The organism is Enterococcus larvae (assembly GCF_017830045.1).
In the GTDB taxonomy this organism is placed as follows: Bacteria; Bacillota; Bacilli; order Lactobacillales; family Enterococcaceae; genus Enterococcus_L; species Enterococcus_L larvae.
Map to the genome: position 1 here is coordinate 384,598 of NZ_JAEDXU010000003.1, position 21,611 is coordinate 406,208.

The 21,611-nt window shown below is 38.6% G+C and carries 17 protein-coding genes; 3 read left to right on the top strand and 14 right to left on the bottom strand.

What is annotated here, in order from left to right:
- Nucleotide 1: 1 nt before the first annotated feature.
- The 13 genes from I6N96_RS08335 to I6N96_RS08395 all read right to left on the bottom strand — a co-directional run bounded on the left by I6N96_RS08335 (nt 2) and on the right by I6N96_RS08395 (nt 15,345).
- On the bottom strand, nt 2–307 hold the full coding sequence (locus I6N96_RS08335) for a PTS sugar transporter subunit IIB (protein WP_209557105.1): 306 nt from the start codon (nt 305–307) through the stop codon (nt 2–4).
- 233 nt (nt 308–540) lie between these two features.
- Nucleotides 541–1,458 (bottom strand): pseudouridine-5'-phosphate glycosidase, encoded by a 918-nt coding sequence (locus I6N96_RS08340; protein ID WP_209557106.1) that lies wholly within the window; start codon nt 1,456–1,458, stop codon nt 541–543.
- Nucleotides 1,455–2,573: a carbohydrate kinase gene (locus I6N96_RS08345; RefSeq protein WP_347339070.1), complete on the bottom strand. Its 1,119-nt coding sequence runs from the start codon at nt 2,571–2,573 to the stop codon at nt 1,455–1,457. The genes I6N96_RS08340 and I6N96_RS08345 overlap by 4 nt, the downstream gene beginning before the upstream one ends.
- 328 nt (nt 2,574–2,901) lie before the next feature.
- On the bottom strand, nt 2,902–3,852 hold the full coding sequence (locus tag I6N96_RS19745; protein WP_245186887.1) for a lysozyme: 951 nt from the start codon (nt 3,850–3,852) through the stop codon (nt 2,902–2,904).
- 241 nt (nt 3,853–4,093) lie between these two features.
- Nucleotides 4,094–4,732 carry a sugar O-acetyltransferase gene (locus I6N96_RS08355; protein WP_209557107.1) on the bottom strand — a complete coding sequence of 213 codons (639 nt, stop codon included), beginning with the start codon at nt 4,730–4,732 and terminating at the stop codon, nt 4,094–4,096.
- A 192-nt stretch (nt 4,733–4,924) separates the two neighbouring features.
- Nucleotides 4,925–9,103 (bottom strand): tetratricopeptide repeat protein, encoded by a 4,179-nt coding sequence (locus I6N96_RS08360; protein WP_209557108.1) that lies wholly within the window; start codon nt 9,101–9,103, stop codon nt 4,925–4,927.
- Between the two features lie 273 nt (nt 9,104–9,376).
- A complete protein-coding gene (locus tag I6N96_RS08365; RefSeq protein ID WP_209557109.1) occupies nt 9,377–9,583 on the bottom strand; it encodes a hypothetical protein in 207 nt (68 codons plus the stop codon).
- 60 nt (nt 9,584–9,643) lie between these two features.
- Nucleotides 9,644–9,850 carry a hypothetical protein gene (locus I6N96_RS08370; protein WP_209557110.1) on the bottom strand — a complete coding sequence of 69 codons (207 nt, stop codon included), beginning with the start codon at nt 9,848–9,850 and terminating at the stop codon, nt 9,644–9,646.
- Between the two features lie 57 nt (nt 9,851–9,907).
- On the bottom strand, nt 9,908–10,165 hold the full coding sequence (locus I6N96_RS08375; RefSeq protein WP_209557111.1) for a hypothetical protein: 258 nt from the start codon (nt 10,163–10,165) through the stop codon (nt 9,908–9,910).
- Between the two features lie 75 nt (nt 10,166–10,240).
- Complete coding sequence (locus I6N96_RS08380) at nt 10,241–10,885, bottom strand: TetR/AcrR family transcriptional regulator (RefSeq protein WP_209557112.1); 645 nt, start codon at nt 10,883–10,885, stop codon at nt 10,241–10,243.
- 187 nt (nt 10,886–11,072) lie between these two features.
- The gene (licT, locus tag I6N96_RS08385; RefSeq protein WP_209557113.1) at nt 11,073–11,912 is read right to left on the bottom strand and encodes a BglG family transcription antiterminator LicT; all 840 of its coding nucleotides are present in this window, start codon (nt 11,910–11,912) and stop codon (nt 11,073–11,075) included.
- Nucleotides 11,913–11,933: 21 nt separating this feature from the next.
- Nucleotides 11,934–13,397 carry a glycoside hydrolase family 1 protein gene (locus tag I6N96_RS08390; RefSeq protein ID WP_209557114.1) on the bottom strand — a complete coding sequence of 488 codons (1,464 nt, stop codon included), beginning with the start codon at nt 13,395–13,397 and terminating at the stop codon, nt 11,934–11,936.
- A gap of 109 nt (nt 13,398–13,506) precedes the next feature.
- A complete protein-coding gene (locus I6N96_RS08395; protein WP_209557115.1) occupies nt 13,507–15,345 on the bottom strand; it encodes a beta-glucoside-specific PTS transporter subunit IIABC in 1,839 nt (612 codons plus the stop codon).
- Between the two features lie 455 nt (nt 15,346–15,800).
- Between I6N96_RS08395 and I6N96_RS08400 the strand changes: the two genes are divergently transcribed.
- The 3 genes from I6N96_RS08400 (at nt 15,801) to I6N96_RS08405 (ending at nt 20,270) form a co-directional block, all read left to right on the top strand.
- Complete coding sequence (locus I6N96_RS08400; protein ID WP_209557116.1) at nt 15,801–16,166, top strand: YxeA family protein; 366 nt, start codon at nt 15,801–15,803, stop codon at nt 16,164–16,166.
- Between the two features lie 13 nt (nt 16,167–16,179).
- Complete coding sequence (locus I6N96_RS19895) at nt 16,180–16,302, top strand: hypothetical protein (RefSeq protein WP_283811175.1); 123 nt, start codon at nt 16,180–16,182, stop codon at nt 16,300–16,302.
- A 281-nt stretch (nt 16,303–16,583) separates the two neighbouring features.
- Entirely contained in the window at nt 16,584–20,270 is a 3,687-nt protein-coding gene (locus tag I6N96_RS08405; RefSeq protein ID WP_209557117.1) for an Ig-like domain-containing protein, read from the top strand.
- A gap of 287 nt (nt 20,271–20,557) precedes the next feature.
- On the opposite strand, the gene I6N96_RS08410 is transcribed toward I6N96_RS08405, so the two are convergent.
- Nucleotides 20,558–21,610: a tyrosine-protein phosphatase gene (locus I6N96_RS08410; RefSeq protein WP_209557118.1), complete on the bottom strand. Its 1,053-nt coding sequence runs from the start codon at nt 21,608–21,610 to the stop codon at nt 20,558–20,560.
- Nucleotide 21,611: the final 1 nt, after the last annotated feature.

Sequence of the window (21,611 nt, forward strand, 5' to 3'; positions counted from 1 at the left end):
TTTATTCCTCCAAGCTTACTATTAGATCCAGTGCTTTCTCTCCATTCAATGAGCCGTACGTACTTTGCGGAATCACTGCTGCTTTGACCTTCTTGTCCTTCGTCTGTTCTTGAATATCTGCCAGCATATAAGACAAATGAGGACCAATCAACAAGTAATCGATTTCATTTATCCGTTCATCCAACTGTGATTCACTCGCTGCTTTGACCGTCATTTCCAGACCTCTCTTCTTCGCTGCCTTGCGAATAGCAGCTGCCATGAAACCACTTGATGCACCTGAGCCGCAAATCAATAAAATATTCTTCATATCCTTCACCACTTTCTGTTCTTTATAGTTTCATTATAGGAAGCTCATGGACTGCTTACAAACTGACTTTTTTCCTACTGGTAGGAAAACTCTAAAAAACACAACACCAAAACAGCCGGATCACCCCCATGATCCGGCTGTTCTTTATAAAAACACTTTTTCAACACTCTTTTACTACTCCCTTTATTTCGAAAAAGAATGCTCTATTAAGAAAGCGACTGTTGGAACAGTGCTTACTTACCTAGTTTGTTGAAATCTACTGCTAGTTTCGAACCGATTACCGCATTGTTCTTAACCAACGCAATATTAGATTCCAGGCTCTTACCATCTGTTACATCCTTGATTTTACCAAGAAGGAATGGTGTGATGTCTTTTCCGGAAACGCCTTGTTCGTCCGCCTCTTTAAGTGCAGTTTCGATGGCGTCATTGATAAAGCCTTCATCCATAGAATATTCTTCAGGAATTGGGTTTGCAATAATTGCTCCGCCGTCAATAGCCAGATCCCATTTTGCTTTCAGAGATTGTGCCAGCAACGCTGTATCGTCGATGTTGTTTTCCAGCTGAATGCTGCTTGTTCTTGAGAAGAAAGAAGGTAATACATCGGTTTTGTAACCAAAGACAGGAACACCCTTTGTTTCTAGATATTCCATTGTCAGATTTAAATCAAGAATTGATTTAGCACCTGCACAGATAACAGCAACATTTGTTTTAGCCAGTTCTTCCAAATCTGCAGAAATATCCATTGTTGTTTCTGCCCCACGGTGAACACCACCGATACCGCCAGTTACAAAGATATGGATATCTGCCAATGCTGCACAGATCATTGTCGCAGCAACCGTTGTCGCACCTAATTTTTTAGAAGCCAGTAAAAAGCCGATGTCACGACGAGAAACCTTTGCCACACCAGTGCTGCTGCCGAACATTTCCAATTCTTCATCAGAAAGACCGATTTTGATTTTTCCATCAATCAGGGCAATCGTTGCAGGTACTGCGCCGTTTTCACGAACGATCGTTTCCACTTCTCTTGCTGTTTGAACGTTTTGCGGATAAGGCATACCATGAGAGATGATTGTTGATTCCAACGCAACGATAGGAAGTCCTTGCTCCTTCGCTTTCTTTACTTCTTCTGATAAAACAACATATTCTTTCATCGATTCATTTCCTCCATGTCTTTGATTAATTGATTTTTTGTCAGCTCAGGTCTGACTGTATATTTTGATTCAATGGTCTTAACTGCATTGATTGTTGCCTGTTTTAATGATTCACTCAAGGAACGATTTTCCAGCCACGCATCGATGACTGCCGCACAAAATGCATCTCCGGCACCTGTAACATCTACTACATTTGAGGTAGAAAGCGTCGGCTGATAAATCAGCTCTCCTTCTTTATTCCCCGCCATTACACCGTCTGTTCCCTTTGTCACGATCACATTTTCGATGCCCAGCTTCAGCCATGACTGCACGACCTGCTCCCAGTCTTCATTAGAGGATATCGTACGGCTAAAATAAGTTTCTGACTCGTCACAATTTGTGATCAGCCACGTCAATCCATTCAATTTCTCTGGAAGATGCTTGATTTTCGGTGAAGAAACAGGAATCAAGATCATTGGTTTTTGATGCTTATTCGCAAAATGCAGCAGATAATCCAGACTGCTTTGCGGACAATTCAAGTCAGCAATGATACATTTGGCATTTTGCAGCAGCTTTTCCTTTTGAACTAATAATTCCGGCTTCAAATGTAAGTATGCATCCATGTCCGCCAAAGCAACCAGCAAATTACCTGTCTCATCAAGAACTGCCGTATACGAACCTGTTGTCACTTGATCCGACTGCTCTACATGTGAAAAATCCATAAAGCCAGCCGACTGTCGCTTGATTAGATCAAAGTCTGAATCTCTCCCGGCAACAGTTACCATCGAAACATCCCAACCTAGTCTACCCAGATTCTCGCCAATATTTCTCGCTACACCACCAACACTTTGACTGGAATTCGCCGGATTCGAGGTATGGAGTTGGATCGCTTCCTTGCTGTAAATCTTACGGTCGACATTTGCCCCGCCGATACAAACAATCTGTTCACACTCATTCACCACGTAAGCCTTCCCAAGTAAGAATCCCTTATCGATCAAGCTGGAAGTAATATTGGCTATCGCAGAACGAGACAGCTTCACTACATCCGCAAGCTCTTGTTGAGAAATATAAGGATCATTCTTTATCTGGTCCAATACCTTCTTTTCATTCTCATTCAATTGCTCTGAATTAAGCACTGGTTCCTCCTCTCCGGACTTTTGTCCTAAAGAAAAACTTTTGTCCTTTATATTGTAATCGCTTTTTCCAAATTCGTCAAGAATGAATCAAAGATTTTTGACTTTATAGTTTTCCAAATAGAGGTCGTCCGTAGTAAAAAAACACCCCAGAAATCATTTGATTCTGGAGTATTTTTCTTATCCTTATAACCTGACTAAAGCTTCCATTACAGCAGTATATTTTCTCTATCACACATAGATAATTAAAGCATATGTGAGTCGAAGCTTATTGATAGACAACTGCTGTTTTGCAAAATAGAAGTAAAAATGATTTATGAGCAATAGATTTTTAGCCATTGAAAGTATGCATCTGATAATCAAGACGTCTATCCCAACCGTAGATTTCAAATTGAACGCCATATTTCACACCATTCTCGGGTTTAAACCTGGCCCACTGTGAGTTATACTGCGTGAACCATTTCTCTGTCTTATAATTGTACAGTTTAATCACATAAGACATATGCGGATTATTACTAGTAACCCCTAGCAAGAATTCTCCATTTGACTCCCGACTGACGTTTACAGCATTAATTACACTGTTACTTGCTCCATCGGTTCCCATAGTTTTAGAATCAATGATCTGGTTGTTGCTATTAAGTACCTCCACATGAGCCCAATAATTTCCTTTTGGCACTTCAAGAGTTATCCAATTCGATTTCCCCTTTTGAATAAAATGCCACTGCTTAGTATCGACATTATAGTACTTCCATTGAAGTGTATGGGCAACTGTATAATAATCCCATATCCCAATCTCTATGCCACTCCAAGTTTTTTGAATAACCCACTCACCAAGACTTTCTCCTTTCAGAAACAGTTCTGCCTCAGCTTCTCTACGCCTTACTAGTCCGGGCAACGTCTGACCACCAGCTTTGACGTATTTTTTCATCTCACTTGCAGCATCCTTCCAATTAGAGCTGTTGATATAAACAAGTAACGTAGATCCACTTAAAATATATGGTCCTAAGTTGAAATGAAAACTCGCTAATGCATCAAATTGATTTTGATTAAGTTGCACTTGTACATAGTTGTAGATTCCATATGCATGAGTTCTGATATCCTCATCAAGAAATTGATTTGCTTGCTGTTCCGAGATAGTCATACCAGCATAAACACCCTTTGTATGACCGTACCCAATCGTCCAAACACCGACAGAGTCTTGGTATGCTGTCAAACGCAGCCCTTCAAATTCCTTTATCAAGTCTCTCCCCTTTTGAGATATCTTCATGTTCTCATTTGCCATATTTCTTCTCCTTTCTCATTTGAATGATTATTACAGAAATTACAGCGCTGAATTTCTATGACTAAAGATTATCACACCGTTCTCATTAAAAAATACGTGTATCGTTCGTACTTTTAGTAATTTTATTCTACCTAAAAGAATTGCTTATCGACAGAAAAAAGAGCTGCATACGCATCTCTTTTTAGGCAAAACTATTAAAACCATTTATTCTCTCTTCACATGCATCTATACTAACCCATTTTTACTTATCGGAAACATTGCCATTTAACCGATATACTTCAGCTATGTCCTCTTCAGTGAAGGCGTTGCTTTTGTAATAAAATTGTCGGTCGTTCTCACTGATTTCCCGTATTACTTTGCAAGGATTTCCTACAGCAACTGAGTTTCTCGGAATATCTTTCGTTACAATACTGCCTGCACCAATAACACTATTTTGTCCAATCGTCACACCCGGACAGATCGTTGTATTCGCTCCAATCCAGCAATTATCCTCAATCACTACCGGATTTCCGTACATTAACCTTCGATAGTCAGGATGGATTGGGTGACCAACAGTCGCTATCGTAACTCCAGGACCAAAAGCAACCTTATTGCCAATCTTGATCTTCGCATCATCGATAAAGCTGCAGCCCATATTTAGATAACATTCTTCCCCAAGCTCAATGTTGCTGCCGTAACAAAAATAGAATGGCGGTTCGATCCATGCATTTACTTTTTTCCCAAAGATTTCATCTAATAACTGAAACCTTTTTTCTATCTCATCAGGCATCGTCTGATTAAATTGCATCATTCGCTTCTTCGCCTGCAGCCGCTCCTCTGGCAGGCCTTCACAATCGTCCAAAAATAATTTTCCATTGGCAATTCTTTCTCTCATATTCATCAGCATAACTCCTTTTCGCCTTATTTGTATGTGAAGTTTCAATTCCTTAATTGGCAAACCTTCTGAATCATACATATATCAACAAACAAATAATTATTCAGTCAATGGCGGGGAAGATGACATACATTCTTCCTCACCATTCTCAATATGCTTCACTTATATCCCCTAATGCTTTCTAAAGGAACTTTCCCCTTATTTCATCAATCGATCGATTTCTTCATCTAGAGGCAACAAGCTGTAGCTTTCTCCTCTCTTTTCTAAAACTTTTACTTGAATCGGTTTTCTATTCAAAATTTTTCTAACTTCAATCATTTCAGTTTCTTTCACAAAATGACCCGGTTTGATCTGTTTTATATGAATAATTCCTGGAAATTGATTATCAATCAGTCCTCTAAAAGTCTGAATACTGCTATTTTTTCCATAACCTGATTCTTTGTAATCAAATGTATAGATTTCCCCTATAACAATCTCTTTCTGTTCCCTTCTTGATTGTTCTGTTTCCCTGATTGATTCACGTTTCCCTACAACTCTAATACTCATATTTTCAGCCTTCAACCCATCATAAGAGAAGCCCAGTTTGAAAGATACTCTACTATTATTGTTCATTGATGATACATAAGGATTATGCTCGATATTAACAAACACCTTTACTTCTGACATTATTTTCCCGTTGATGTCATATGGTATAATGTTTCCCTTGTTCCCTCGTTCAATACGCAACTCACCTTCAATACGTCGTAGCTGTTCAAGTTGATATATTTTCGAGTTATCTTGAACAAGGTTAGCACGAATCATTTTCTTGGATATTAAGCCAGCCATCTCTGTTCCATTTGCTAGAAAAGAAATTGCTTTGATTCGATTAGGGTGACCAGAGGATTTTTCCTTCATGTACTTTATTGAATCCAACAATTTATAATGATTGTTCCTATCTCCAAAGTAGGATCTCAAAAACAGCAATACATATTTGAAATAATCTATATTCAAATTTACTTTTTCTGTAATAGAGTACAACCCATTGATAATTTCCATCATCTCTGGCACCGAAGCATTCGTTAATATTCCAAGTTCCACCAAATTGAATAAATCACTATTTTTTATTTCAGATTTATCTTGAACAAGCAACCCTTCAATGGAATAGTAATAGTCTTCAAAAAGCTTATATATTCTTTTATTGACTTTCCCACCTAGATGTTCATTGCTAAAGAATTTCGTATCCTTTACAATAAGGTGGAACCTTTGTCTACATGAAACTATGCAGGCTTTATAATCATTAATATCGTGATATTTAGTATAATAATTATTCCATTTCTCAATAGAAGTAGCTACCTCTTCCATATAATTTTGGATAATTCTCTGCTTTTGTTCCAGATCTTTCAATGACTCCTCATCCTCAGAAAGAAGAAAGATATTTTCTAAACTATTGATAGAAGTCAGCGCTTTTTCCAAATAGATTTCTTTTTCTTTGTTCTCTTTATCATTTTTAGAAATAAATTCTAAAATTTGCATATATAGTATCAAACAAGCTGATAACGCATATTCCTCTGTTTTTGTTTTATTATATATCTGTGAGCGATTCAATGTTTCGCTAAAAGCTTCTTCTGCTTCTATTGCAAGTTTATAAATTCTATCTTTATCTACCTCACAAACTGCATCTTTTTGTCTGCTATGCAATTCATAATTCAGTTCTTTTCTAATACACATACCCATAATATGATAAATATCGGGAGCAACACTTGCCTTTTCCTCATCTTCTTCAAAGAGTCTTACTGCACGTTGGATGAATTCTCTCGATTTTTCAAAATCACTTCTTGTATAGGCGTAATATCTAGCAGCATGAGCATTAAAATAGGGATCTTCCGGATATTCTTTGATAAGTGCTTCAAATATTGCACCAGCTTTTTTGTCATTATTTTGATCCCATAAATCATTGATTATTCTTGAAAAGAACTTAGAAACAAATCGTCTGTTATTCTCAAAAGAATCCGATTCCGAAATGGCACTTTCTTCATAGCGCTTATCGATAAACAGATTTTTTAACAACTCTGTTCCATACTGTTTGTCATTATAATACTCTTTAATTAGCTCTATAATATGGATCATCTCTTTTTGAAGATTGTTCTTATATAACAAGTCCTGCTCTTTTCCTCCTAAAAGCTTTTTCAAGAGTTCCTTTGAAAACATAGACGAGCGTACTTTCAATTCATAGCAATTATATTGAGCAGACTCACCTATATAAATCAATGTACTAAAACTTTCTACAAAGGCACTAAGACTTGCGTTAGTGAAATCAAAAATTTTTTCTATAAACTTTGTTTCTATTCCTCTATTCAGATACTCTGATAAAATCGCTACCAGCAAAAATATTTCTCGCCATTCTTTTTTACTTTCTATCATTGGAATATATTCCTCAACATAATCAGATAGCTTTATATATCGGTCTTTATAGATACTCAGATTGATTAGAAATGGGCAACAATTCTCCAAACCTAAATTGTCCACAAAATCACTTGTAGACTGTTTCAAAAGTTTTTTATCTCCGGTTCCTATCTCCTTGTTAAAGTTGATGATTTTACTTATATCCTGAGATGTGAACTCTTCAATGACATGGCTTTTATTCTTAGACTTGCTTTTCACTGAGCTTCGTTGAATATACACAAAATAATGAGGTACATTGGTTGAGCGAGCAATATCTCTGATTTCGCTCTTTTTAGGCAGAATATCTCCTAAAATATTTTCTTCGATCACAATAATGATTGTCTTCTCACTAATTTTATACAATAAATTAAGCGCATCTTTCAATGCATTACTATCATACTGCTTCATGAATAAAACAGGGAATTCGTCCTTCAATTTCAAAGAGACAACTCTTCCAGCCGTTGTACCTCCAAACCCAGGGATAGAACCAATCTCAAACTGAGTTTCTCCTCTGTGAACGCTATTTCTTATTTTATTATAAAGCTTATGATACACCTCTAATTCTGCATAACCGTTTTGAACTGCCAACCCCCATTTTATGTCATTCCCTAAAGCAAAACTCTCCTTCTCCACTATATATTCTACAAAATCACTTTCATCTAATTTTGTAGGAAAAGCTTTATGGAGCATATAGAAAAAGGAAGTCAGATAGTTGACTTCTGTATGTTCAACCGTCGCTAGCCCTTTCTCATTATATGCAGGAATAACATAGCTTTCCTCACTATACTGTTCATAATCAACAAATTCGATACCACCAATAAATTCCTTATAGCGGCAATCAAGAACAAACCACTCATCTTCATAACCAACTGAGTCATTCAACAAATCCAATGAGTAGTTATCGTTAACATAAATGTACTTAAGAAAATTATACTCCCCTTTCACTTCATCCAGAACATTGTATATTTCTTTGTGTAAAGAGGGAGCGTACTCCATCATACTACAAACGTAGATATCTGTAGCAGCTTGAGAGAAATACTCTTTGAAGAAGCTTTTTAAGTACTCTTTTGCCTGCTTCCCATTAATATGGGAAAAATTATAATTTGAGGCCCACTCCTTAGCTCCTTTACGATTTGCCGGCATATAATTTGTAGGCCTATTCCCGTTCCGTACAAAACGTTGTCTCTCAGTTCTGCTTATCGTAAATGGATACTCAACTCCCGATTGTCCATCACAATTGACCACTATTTTTTTTCCCGATCGGAATATCGTTTTACTCGTTTCTTCTGCATCAGCTAACTGCATTATATAAAACTCATCCCTATTTATAGCATCCTGAAATCCTGACTCAAGAGAAAAAGGATCGAAATCTAATATAATATCCCAATGAATGTTGTTGATTGTTGCTATGTCCTCTTTGCTAAAATCATGCATAGAGTCAATAATCAATATTTTTTTTGAATTGTAATCCTTATTAAGGCTCATGTAATCCTTCAGATGAATTTTGGAAGCATCACCTGTTATTCTAGGTTTTTTACTAATCAAAGCAGTAATATTGGGTTCAATATAGTGTAGAATTAATAGTTCTAAATTTTGAATCAACCGAGGAACCGGATTATAAGTTAGGCTCGTCATTTTATGTATAGCCTTGTTTCTTGCATCTTTGTTCCTTAAAATAAACAGCAAATCCACACCATTTTTCAAAGGAGAATCAATAACTTCTGATATTAACTTTTCTGTGGCGATAAAAAAGTTATAACTAGCATCATAATCGATATTATTCTTTTTTAAAATAAATGTATAAATATTCTCAGCAATAGTATAGAGATTATTTATTAACTCCCTACTTGCCCTATCCATCATAAAATCAATTATTTCTTCTGGAGCTTCATTATATTTATTAACACATATGCCAAACTCTTCAACTATATCTTTCTTTGTCTTTGTAAAGTCCATCACTTTCTCATCCTTTCCAATTTAAGCACATACATTTATCTTATCACTTAGCGTCTTTATTTTTAAGAGAACAAGCGTTTACATTATACAAAAAATACATATATAAACTAAAACTAATATATATATTTAGAACGGAATAAGGATATTCCATTTGGAAGATTGAGCAAAATAGGTATCTAGCTGTACTTTCTACTTAAGATTATTTTCATCTACTATACAAGTCTAACGCAAAAAGAGTGGGATAATTTCCCACCCTCCACTTTCTAACATTCTTTAAAAGCCGACCCATTCTAAGAAGCTGCGCTCTTCTTTGTCCCCAATTTCAAAATTGATGGGGCTGTCTTCTTCGTCCTGCTCCTTAACATTTTCCGTCAAATATTCCTTGGCCGCTTCCTTATCAATACTGCCTTCCACGACTTGTGATACCATGCCTAAACAGATTACTGCTCCTACGATTCCTGCGATTGCTTTTGTTTTCATGATGATTTCCTCTTTTCTTAAATTTTTAGTTTGATTGTTTTTTCTACTTTCTTCTAGAGATTAAAAGCCGATCCATTCTAAGAAGCTATGCTCTTCTTTGTCCCCAATTTCAAAATTGATGGCGCTGTCTTCTTCGTCTTGCTCCTTAACATTTTCCGTCAAATATTCCTTGGCCGCTTCCTTATCAATACTGCCTTCCACGACTTGTGATACCATGCCTAAACAGATTACTGCTCCTACGATTCCTGCGATTGTTTTTGTTTTCATGATGATTTCTCCTTCTCTTTTATGGTTTGATCGTTTCTATTTTTTACATTAGCTGCCTTATTTCATGAACGGAATTTTTGATTTGATTTGTGCTTTCATTAGATCGAAAAAATTTTCCATCACCACCTGACAAGTCAGGCTGTCGATAAGTGTTTCGTTTGAAATATGACCGATGATCATTTTCATATGCTTTCTTGATGTGCGGGTGATGTTGCTCTCACAATATTTTTCATACCCTTTTATGATTTGTTCACAAGTTAAAATGTCGATACTGCTTCTTTCTGCGATTGTTTGGATTACTTCTGTATGATTCATGATTGATTTCTCCTTCTTTTTTGACCGACCGTCGGTCATAATTGTTTTATTTTTTAAACCCAACTATAGTTGAGTTTAATTTGTAAATACTGAAATGATTTTTAGTGCTGCTTCTTCTTTATTGATTTTTTCAGTGATACCAATCACTTTAAAAATAATATCGATAAAAGACTGGATTCTTCTTTTCATCGCCTCTTCATCCGGCGTTATCATTCGTTCATCCAACAAGGTCTGAATGCCGGCAATCAAGAACTGGATTGCTTCCAGAGGAAATGGCGTTTGAAATTCTCCACTTCTATTTCCTTCTTCAATGATTTCAGCTAATATCGGACAAATATGCTGTAAGGTGCCTTCCATTGCACGCTGCTTCATTAAGGCATTTTCTACTTTTGGGAACTGATCGACCATGTCGCTTTTCTCTTCATTTTCAGATGGCAGCTGTGCCAGCAAATATTGAATGATCTTATCCAATGCGCTGAGTTCACTATTTGCTGCAATATCCTTAGCAGTGATCATATCCTGCTCGATGACTCTCATCACCACAGCCTCCATCACTTCTTCCTTTGATTTGAAATAATGATAAAAGGTTCCTTTGGCAATGCCGATTTCCTTAAGAATATCGTTGATTGTTGTTTTGTCATATCCCTTTGAAAGAAACAAACGCTTTGCTGTATCTAATATCTCGGTTTTTCTTTCATCGTGCTCTTTTACTGTTCTCATGATTGACCTCCTTTCTTTTTATAGACCGACCGTCGGTCTTGTTATGTCTTTATAATATACCCATGCTATATTTTTGTCAACACCTTTTTAAAACTTTTTTTATCTTATTGCTTTTATGGCATGCTCTACATAAAAACAGAGCTGCGATAAAAAATATCACAGCTTTATTCTTACGTATTATTTCTTGTCATGTCGAATGCTTCATCAAGCGATTGATATGAACACCCAGATACACGATTTCTTCATCTGGGATCGTTGCCTGGTACACTTTTTCAATGTATTCTTTTACCTTCGTCGCTGTCTCCATTGCGGACGGATACAATGTCCACATCTGGCGATATAACTCATCCTCAGTATCTTCCAATAATCCATTAGAATAATACCGTTCTACAAAGAAACGGACGTGTGTGATAAATCTGGTGTAATGAATCGAATTCGTATCAATCTCTGTTTGGATAGAATAGCGAACCATGTTGACGATCCCGCCGATCATTTTCGCATACTTGAAACCATCGCTATTTTCCGTATCCTCCGACTGAGCATTGATTAGATGGAAAGCAATATTGCTGGCTTCCTCTTTTGGTAAATCAATTCCATACTTCTCGTTGATCAGCTCGAGTGCATGTTGACCTACTTGAAACTCTTGAGGATAGTAGCTTTTGATTTCCCAATATAACCGGTTCGCAACGGTCAAGCCTTGCTGCGCCCTTTCCACAGCAAAATGCAGGTGATCCGTCAGCGTAAGGTAAAGATTGCTGTTGAGCTTTTTTCCTAACTGCTGCTCTGCTTCTGTAATGATATCTCGAGTAACCTCAAAGAATTCGAATGGAATCTCCCCAACCAACTCAACGATCTGCATTGATTTTTGTTCTTCCACCTCAAAGAAAATTTTATCTACCTGCTCATCAGGAATCTGGTCTCCGACTTTTTTGCCAAAACCGATTCCTTTCCCCAGAGCAATCATCTCTTTGCCATTATTTTCAACAAGAACAACACTGGAATTCAAAACTTTTTTTATTGAAATCACCTGTCATCCTCCTCTTAACTTTTACTCATATAGTGATGCACCATTTGTTTCAATGACCTTCTGGTACCAGTAGAAAGAATCCTTTCTCATACGATCATAGCTGCCATTCCCCTCATCATCTGCATCAACATAGATAAAGCCATAGCGTTTAGACATTTGAGAAGTACCTGCACTGACTAGATCGATAGGGCCCCAGCTTGTATAACCAATCAGATCAACCCCCTCATCAATCGCTTCCTTCATTTGTTTGAAATGCTCTTTAAAATAGGTCATACGGTACGTATCATGAATTTTCCCATCTTCTATCTTATCAACAGCACCCATGCCATTCTCAACAATCATCAATGGTAAATTGTAGCGATCATACAGCTCAATCAAAGAAACCTTCAATCCCTTCGGATCGATTTGCCAGCCCCACTCCGTCGAAGGTAAATATGGATTTTTAACCCCCAGCACAGTATTTCCCGGTGTCCTCTCTGCATTCGGATCACCAGATTCTGCCATAGACATATAGTAGCTGAATGACACAAAATCAACTGTATGCTCTTTGAGAATCGCTATGTCCTCATCCGTCATTTCCAAATGAATTCCGCGATTTTCCAAGTCCTTCATGATCATCGTTGGATAAACACCCTTGACCTGCACATCTGCATAAAAATTATTTTCCAGATTTTTCTTCAATGTCAATTCTACATCAAGTGGCGCACACGTCAAAGGATAGGTCATCAGCTTCGTCAGCATACAGCCAACCTGACTGCCCGGGATTTTTTCATGAGCAGATTTCGTTACCAAGGCGCTTGCAACAAATTGATGGTGTAGTGCCTGATAAACATCCTGCTCCAACTGACCTTCTTGACTCTTATCAGGAATGAGCCCCGCTGTTGTAAATGGGTGACGATGAATACTGTCGATTTCATTAAAGGTCAGCCAGTACTTTACATATTCCCCAAAACGATCGTAGCAGACATCCGCGAATCGAACAAAATCATCAATGACCTTCCGTTCCACCCAGCCATTATATTTAAGGCTCAGAAATACCGGCATCTCATAATGGGAGAGAGTCACGATCGGTTCGATATTCAATCGTTTCATCTCTTTAAATACTGCTTCGTAAAAGGCTACTCCCTTCTCATTCGGCTCCAGCTCCTCACCCGTAGGAAAAAGTCGGGTCCAAGCAATCGACAAACGCAGTGTCTTAAAGCCCATCTCTGCAAACAATGCCAAATCCTCTTTGTAGCGATGGTAAAAATCAATCCCACGACGCTTTGGGTACCATGTATCAGTTAAATCAGCGACTGCCTGTTCAACGTTTTCTGTTGTTACACCCATATGTGCTGCATAATCCTTATTATCAACATTTGGTTTGTAGGTAGCCATATCTGCGACAGAAAGTCCCTTGCCGTCAAGATTCCAACCGCCCTCTACCTGATTGGCGGCAACAGCGCCGCCCCATAAAAAGTTTTCTGGAAATGTATGTTTGCTCATGTTGTGATCCCCTTCTTTTTTGGAGAAACCAATCAAGGAATTTCATGGTTTCTCTATTCTGGTGATTCAATGTTCATTATTTTTCTCTGTTTCTAGTAACGCTGTATGATTAAAGTGATGCAACAGCTAATAAATCTGAATCATTTGTAACTTCCTGTTCAAGATTGAAGGAACTAACCGTGAAGCGTTCCTGATTTGTCACAACACAAATGACGGTTGGATCTAAGCCTGCTGCTGTGATTTTGTTCAAATCAAACTCAATCAGCTTCTGTCCACGCTTAACCTGATCACCAGATTTCACAAAGGATACAAAACCGTCTCCTTCCATTTGTACCGTATCGATCCCAATATGGAACAATAATTCTGCACCGTTTTCCAGCTTCATTCCTATTGCATGGTTTGTTTCAAACAGCATCGTGATTTCGCCGGATTCAGGTGCAACCAGTTCACCGACTTCAGGTACGATTCCTACACCAGCACCGACCATCCCACTAGCAAATACTTCATCCTTCACCTCACTAAGAGGGATCACTCTTCCAACTACCGGGCTTGATAGGAGCTCAACACCGATAGCTGTTTCCAGGTCAACAGTTTCTTTTGGTTCCTCTACCTTTTTATCTTTGAATAATACTAGAACAGCGATAAATGCAACGACAAAAGACAATCCCAAGGTCGCAAACGCCCAAATCAGGTTCATTGGATTATCCTTATCTGCAAACATTGTGATACTTGCCAGACCCGGACCAACTAATGCAAAACCTTTTATCGCAGTAATTCCGGCAAAGCCCCCGCCAATCAAGCTGGCACCCATCACGCCATATAGTACCCGTTTATTTAGGATGGTCACACCATATAGCGCAGGCTCAGTGATACCGAACATCGCAGAAATCCCCGCTGAAATAGCTGTTGAACGTAATTTTTTATCCTTCGTCTTGATGCTTACTGCAAAACAAGCGCCCGATTCTGCAATATTATGAGCTAGAGAAGCTGGCAGATAGAGCAACTCCATCCCCAGTTCACTCATGGAAGAAACAGCATAAGGAATCATTGCCTTGTGCATTCCTGTAACAACCATCAATGGCAGGATTGCCGCTAACAGTGCTGTCGCCAGCCAACCAAATTGATTATAGAGGGTAATAATTGCTGAAGAAAAGATCGTTCCGACATTATAGCCTAATGGACCCAAGATCAATAATGAGACAGGGACAGTAATCAATAGGCTCATCATAGGGACAAAAAAGATCCGAATCGATTTAAGCGAGAATCTTGTGAACAGCTTTTCCATTTGTGCGTAGAACAGAACTGTCAGTATCGCCGGAAATACTTGTGACGCATAGGCGATATTTTCTACGCCGAAAGAAAGAAACGTCGCGCCCTCAGCCAGCATAGCTGTCATATCCGGTAGAATCAATGCCCCGACTGCTGAAACAGCAACCAGTTGATTGACCTTCAGCTTATTCGCTGTTGTCATGGCAACTAGAATCGGCAGGAAGTACAAAGGAGCACCGCCAATCAAATTAAGAATCTGATAGGTTTGACTTTGATCACTCATCACACCGGCAATAGATGCTAACATCAATAGCGATTTTAGAATCCCGCCACCGGCGATTGCCGGCACTAACGGCTGAAACACTGAAATAACAAAATCCAAAACAACAGCGCCTATCTTTTGCTTTTCTTTTGGCTGATCGCCGTTATCGCTCAATTCTCCCAAGATTTTTTTTACTTCATCATATACTTCAACAACATCATTCCCAATAATCACCTGACATTGCACGTTCTGTCGAACACCCATGACACCATCGACAGCCTCAAGCTTTTCAACGTTAGCTTTGTTCTTGTCTTTTAGTGTAAAACGTAATCTGGTGGAGCAATGTTCTAAATGAGAAACATTTTCTTTTCCGCCGACCTGTAAAACGATTTGTGCGGCTGTTTCTTTATAATTCATTTCATTTTCCTCTTTTCATTATCAGATTCGTTTATATTTTCCCGGCCGAAGAAAATACAAAAAGACAGGACTTAAATAAATCGACATTCCATATCTACACAAATAAGATACAGAATAACAACTTATTTAGGTCCTGCCTGCACTACCAGTCACATGCCTGTCTATTTGAAAGTATTCTATCACAAAAAAATGAAACCGTAAACATGAAAATCAAAAATTCAGGAATTCCAGCTGGAAAAGCTGTAATGTTAACATAGATCCTATTAAAATTCGTTACACGAAAAATGACCTTTGATCAAAACCTATAGCAAAGGAAGCAGCTTTTTTTTATTGAATTTATAGGGTGTGACATGCGTCTATGATTCGTCTTACAAAGCTGTTAGCCTCACTTCAGACTAAAGTTCGATTTCATTTCAAGTGATTCATTGTATGATCATTTCGAAAGGATGATTACTATGAAAAAAACATTGATCCATTTAGGAATATTCGCAGCTGTTTCAGGAATTTTAATATTCAGTATAAATTTTGCTATGAATAAATATATGGAAGAAAACTACGGCGGCCCCAGCTATTATACAAAAATAGAAAGCGATCCTGTTGCCAGCGGAACCTCTGACGGCACACAATTCTACGAATACGATCAAGTTTCCTATGATGAAAATGGAACAGAAAAAACAGTACATTTGAAAGAATATCGCCAAAAGCCCTTGAGAAAATCAGCCTATTTAAAAATGGTCGTAAATGAGGAAAAAGGCGTGACCTCATGGGAAGAAATCAACGAAAATGACTTGCCAAGCGCAGTAAAAAAACAACTGGCATAAAGGAGGAAATCACTTGATGGATTTTTTGATGGATATACTTACTAGCTTTATCGAAGCCATGTTTCATCTATTCATGAGCTTTTTGATCGTCCCTTTTGAAATGTTCAGCGATATGCTGAATACCCTGTTTAGTTAAAATAAAGCAGGCTAGCCCAATAGCAGCTACTGGAAGGATTTCAGCAGTTGCTATTGGGCTGCTTTTATCTTTAGTAATGCTCCAATTCCCACAGTTGATGCCAATATCTTTCTATTTTCTGTACTTAAATTCCTATTACAAATACTTTATATGTTACAGATATCTTTCCCCTTTCAATAGATAAAAAATCTATTTTCCTAACTTTTTTATAAAAATAAAAAAACAAAAAACAGCGAATATATTATATAATTATAATCATGTCTAACAAAGGAGGAAAAAAAATGAAAAAGAAAATGTTTTTTGGGGTTTTATTGAGTAGTTTATTTACAAGTTTAGCTTTCGGACACAGCTCGCAGGTTCATGCCATGCTTCCGAATGACACAGAAAAAAATTTAATAACTGTACAGGAACATGACGCACTCAAGATATTCTCAACTGTTGAACCACAGGCGGTTTCCAAGTGGGACCCTCAGCAAAATCTGTTGGTTGTATTGGTGGAATTTGAAGATGTCGCACTTTCTTCTGATGAGGCAGACTGGTATGACAAATTTTTTGGTGATGAAAAATCATTAAAAACCTATTACCAAGAACAAACCGGTGGAAAAATCACTATTACTCCGGCAAATGAGACTTACGGGGAAAACAACGGAATCGTAAAGGTAAAAGTCAATCAGAATCACCCAAATGTTGGTGTATATGAGCCCGTCTGGTCAACAATGGAGAATGTGCTGAATCAAGCAGATGCTTATATTGATTTCGCTGAGTACGATACCAAACCAGGAATCACCCATGCTGTCACTCAAGATGAACTGCATATTATGGCGATTTTTGCCGGCAAGGAGCTAAGCCGAGAGAACAATGAGGTAAATATTCCTGCAGTCTGGGGACACAAAGGGGATTTTGGCCAATGGACTCTTACGCAAGACGGAAAATATCTTTTTGACTATACCGTATTTGGCGAAAAAATGTTCTTTGACAATCAAGGAACTCTGTCAACCTTAGGTGTGATTGCCCATGAATTTGGACACGATCTAAAGCTTCCTGATTTGTATAACACCACATACAATGGTTTAGGTCTAGGCTATGGAAGCCTCATGGCTTGGGGCGGAAACAATAATCTTCCTGGAGAACATTATGGCGAAACACCTACTGGCTTCTCAGCCTATTCTAAACAGCTGTTGGGGCTTCCTGTAGAGACTGTTGATGTTAGTAAAGAGGATCAGATTTATACTGTCAAAACCATCACAACTGACGGGGATGACCCTACTGTTTTAAGAATCAATACTGATAATCCTAAAGAATATTTTTTGATTGAGAATCGACAATTTGAAGGATTTGATAAAGGCATGTATCGACCTCAAATTTATTCTGGCGGTATTGCGATTTATAAAGTCAATACGGCATTTAGTGGAAACCACAGCGTTGGAAAGCAGATGGTTACACTTCTGGAAGCGGAACAAAATATCGTCGGCTACTCAAAAATGGACGCCTATGAGCCTTGGTTTGGTGATCCATTTTATTATGTAGGAACTGGGAGAAACAAACAGCCGCAAGCGACAATGGTAAATGGTATGACTAATCCATCGACTAAGCTGGCGGACGGAAGTACCCCTGACTTTTCGATTGAGGTACTTGATGCACCTGCTTCAACCATGCGTGTGAAAATCAGTAAAACTCGAGCAGTTGAATCTATAGCTTTTGATTATGAATCAAAGGAATTAGAGGTTGGGCAGACATTTGATGCAGTCCCGACGTTTACGCCAAAAAACGCAACCAACCAAGCAGTGACTTGGGAGGTTTCAGATACATCATTGGCTTCGATCAACACAAATGGAACAATCACAGCTTTAAAAGAAGGTCAGGTGACTATCACTGCAACCACTCAAGATGGACAAAAAGCAGCTAACTTCCAACTAACAGTGACGAGAGCAAAAATTACGATTGAAGACATCATCGTAGCTCAACAGAAAGTACATGTTCCACTAAATGGAGAAATTTCTGTCCCCGTTACACTAGTACCTGGAAATGCCTATAGAGGAGATTTAGTGTGGAAGATTAGTGATTCAAGCATAGCTACTGTCGATACAAATGGTACTCTTTATGGTAAGAAATATGGTCAAACAAAGCTGACTATCTCCACAACTGACGGAAGCGTATCAAAAGAAGTCTTTGTCTTAGTCGGAGACGATCATGGAAATTCGGGTGTAGCAGCTACAATACTCGAAGTTGGGAAGAAAACAAAGTTCCGAACGGATTATCTGAATGATTATGACTGCTTCTCTTTTACAGCACCGGAAGAAGGGTATTATGCTGTAAAAGTAACGACCACTAACAAAGTTGACAATCAATTGACTGGCTTATGGATGAATGGGGCGACTTGGACAAACGAAGCGAAAACAGAATTTTGGAGCGTTGGAAAATACAAAGCCGGTGAAATGAATCGGAAAAATATCGCTACATCAACCAACCATACGCAATGTCCACCTATTGGTACTGAGGGGGAAATAGAGGTAATAAAACTACCTGGGACAGTTGAAATTACCGCAACTACCAAAGAGCTTCGGTTAAATGAAGGCGAAAGTCAACCGGCTCCTATCTCTGTCGAAGTTCCAAAAGAATTACCTGGTGCTTATCTGACATTTACTTCAAAAAATCCAGATGTTGCTACTATTGACAGTCAAGGGAACATAACAGCTAAAGCGACTGGACAAACATGGATTGAGGTCACCTCTCACTTCCATCCATATAATCGAATAGGTATCACTATCACTGTTAGAGATGATCATGGAAATGTAGGTGCTGAAGCCACAATACTCGAAGTCGGGAAGATAACGAAGTTCCGAACGGATTATCTGAATGATTATGACTGCTTCTCTTTTACAGCACCGGAAGAAGGGTATTATGCTGTAAAAGTAACAACCACTAACAAAGTTGACAATCAATTGACTGGCCTTTGGATGAATGGGGCGACTTGGACAAACGAAGCGAAAACAGAATTTTGGAGCGTTGGAAAATACAAAGCCGGTGAAATGAATCGGAAAAATATCGCTACATCAACCAACCATACGCAATGTCCACCTATTGGTACTGAGGGGGAAATAGAAGTACTGAAGCTACCGGAAACTGTTGAAATTACCGCAACTGCTAAAGAACTTCGGCTAGACGAAGGAGAAAGCCAGCCGGCCCCTATCTCTGTCGAGGTTCCAAAAGAATTGCCAGATGCTCACTTAACCTTTACTTCTAGAAATCCAGATGTGGCCACTGTCGATAGTCAAGGGAACATAACTGCTAAAGCGACTGGACAAACATGGGTGGATGTCCAATCCAAATTTAATCCATCTAATCGAATAATCATTACTATCATTGTTGGAGATGATCATGGAAATTCCGGGACAGGTGCTACAGCACTTGAAATCGGACAGAAAATGCATTTTCGAACAGATTACTTGAACGACTTCGACTGCTTCTCTTTTACAGCACCGGAAGAAGGGTACTATGCTGTAAAAGTAACAACCACTAACAAAGTTGACAATCAATTGACTGGTTTATGGATGAATGGGGCGACTTGGACAAACGAAGCGAAAACAGAGTTTTGGAGCGTTGGAAAATACAAAGCCGGTGAAATGAATCGGAAGAATATTGCCACATCAACCAACCATACGCAATGTCCACCCATTGGTACTGAGGGGGAAATAGAAGTACTGAAGCTACCGGAAACTGTTGAAATTACCGCAACTGCCAAAGAGCTTCGGTTAAATGAAGGCGAAAGTCAACCGGCGCCTATTTCTGTCGAAGTTCCAAAAGAATTGCCAGATGCCAATCTAACCTTTACTTCTAGAAATCTAGATGTGGCCACTGTCGATAGCCAAGGAAACATAACTGCTAAAGCAAAAGGACAGACATGGGTGGATGTCGTATCCAAATTTAATCCCTCTAATCGAATAATCATTACTATCACTGTTAATTAGCATTATCTATGTTTTATCAGACACACAACACTGAGTATAATCGGGGAAGAGAAGACTAGATGTGAACGATTGTTTCACTTTTTTCATCATGCGAAAAGCGGCCTTTGTTCAGCGATATGCTGAATACCCTATTCAGTTAAAATAACGGAAAACACCTGAACTTCAGAAATAATTTCTGAAGTTCAGGTGTTTTCTGTTTTTCTATTCCCCATTAACTAAATCAGAAGCGCATCATACCGTATCTATAGCCGAATGAAAATCAGCTTCCCTTATAATGATCAGTCTCGCTAATATACATACAACTCTTTCAACTTATCAATCGATTCTTCGGTCATCCCTAACGCTTCGACTGCATAGTTTTCCATCGTACCATAGGCTTCCTCCATTGCTTGAAAAGCACTGTCGAGATATTCTGCTTTCGTTAGCTGCAGAGAAGCGAGGTAAGCCAGAACAAATGAATTATCTGTATACTGCTGATAAACAGCCATCCGTTTTTCATTTCTTGGACGATTGTAGTGCTCTGTCAAAAAATAGTCTGCATAAATCGTTTCCTTATCGACACCAACCAGCCCCAAGATGATTGCCGCCGCCCAACCGGTTCGATCCTTACCGCCCTGACAATGAAATAAATCAGGAACCTCTGCTCTCAACAAAACATTTAAGAAGTCCGTATAGGCTTCCTTTGCCTTTTGAGAAAGAACCAATTCACGCATTTGAACGACCATCTGCTGCTGCATCCGAATCAGCCTTTCTTGCCCTTCTTTTGTTCCAGACAGCTCAACCAGCTTTTCAACCTTTTGTTTGTCCTTGTTTGATTTATTAGAGGGTGTTTCGCTGGCCTTTCTTGCTACACGTGCATGTGGATCGAAATTATAGTGATACTTCTCGCCTACAGCGATATCCGGATTCAGTTCAATTTCCGTCGGTGACCTTAAATCGATCACAGAGGACAGCTTCATGTTCTTTAGATAGGCCCAATCTGAGCTGCCTAAGTGATCCGGCGCATCGGATCGATAGAGCAATCCCCATCTCGTCATCCGCCCATCTGTTGTCGGGTATCCCCCAAGATCCCGACAATTGTAGAGTCCCGCAATCGGGACACGACGCTCTGCGCCCACATATGCGTCCTCTCCAATATGTGTTTTATAAAATATCCGTTTCATTTTTTCCTCAGGTATGGGACCTGAGACTCCTTCTTTAAACTGACAAAGTATTTCTTTTCCTTCCTTTTCTTCGTTAGGATCATTGTTGATAGATACCTTTAATTCACCTGTAAAATTTATTTTTAGATCAAGATATAATGCTTCATTTTTTTTATATACTTCCATCATTTTCATCATA

Excerpts from the sequence above, each read along its gene's own strand:
- I6N96_RS08335 (WP_209557105.1), bottom strand. The coding sequence starts at position 307 with ATGAAGAATATTTTATTGATTTGCGGCTCAGGTGCATCAAGTGGTTTC.
- I6N96_RS08340 (WP_209557106.1), bottom strand. The coding sequence starts at position 1,458 with ATGAAAGAATATGTTGTTTTATCAGAAGAAGTAAAGAAAGCGAAGGAG.
- I6N96_RS19745 (WP_245186887.1), bottom strand. The coding sequence starts at position 3,852 with ATGGCAAATGAGAACATGAAGATATCTCAAAAGGGGAGAGACTTGATA.
- I6N96_RS08355 (WP_209557107.1), bottom strand. The coding sequence starts at position 4,732 with ATGAATATGAGAGAAAGAATTGCCAATGGAAAATTATTTTTGGACGAT.
- I6N96_RS08360 (WP_209557108.1), bottom strand. The coding sequence starts at position 9,103 with ATGGACTTTACAAAGACAAAGAAAGATATAGTTGAAGAGTTTGGCATA.
- I6N96_RS08365 (WP_209557109.1), bottom strand. The coding sequence starts at position 9,583 with ATGAAAACAAAAGCAATCGCAGGAATCGTAGGAGCAGTAATCTGTTTA.
- I6N96_RS08370 (WP_209557110.1), bottom strand. The coding sequence starts at position 9,850 with ATGAAAACAAAAACAATCGCAGGAATCGTAGGAGCAGTAATCTGTTTA.
- I6N96_RS08375 (WP_209557111.1), bottom strand. The coding sequence starts at position 10,165 with ATGAATCATACAGAAGTAATCCAAACAATCGCAGAAAGAAGCAGTATC.
- I6N96_RS08380 (WP_209557112.1), bottom strand. The coding sequence starts at position 10,885 with ATGAGAACAGTAAAAGAGCACGATGAAAGAAAAACCGAGATATTAGAT.
- I6N96_RS08390 (WP_209557114.1), bottom strand. The coding sequence starts at position 13,397 with ATGAGCAAACATACATTTCCAGAAAACTTTTTATGGGGCGGCGCTGTT.
- I6N96_RS08395 (WP_209557115.1), bottom strand. The coding sequence starts at position 15,345 with ATGAATTATAAAGAAACAGCCGCACAAATCGTTTTACAGGTCGGCGGA.
- I6N96_RS08400 (WP_209557116.1), top strand. The coding sequence starts at position 15,801 with ATGAAAAAAACATTGATCCATTTAGGAATATTCGCAGCTGTTTCAGGA.
- I6N96_RS08405 (WP_209557117.1), top strand. The coding sequence starts at position 16,584 with ATGAAAAAGAAAATGTTTTTTGGGGTTTTATTGAGTAGTTTATTTACA.
- I6N96_RS08410 (WP_209557118.1), bottom strand. The coding sequence starts at position 21,610 with ATGATGAAAATGATGGAAGTATATAAAAAAAATGAAGCATTATATCTT.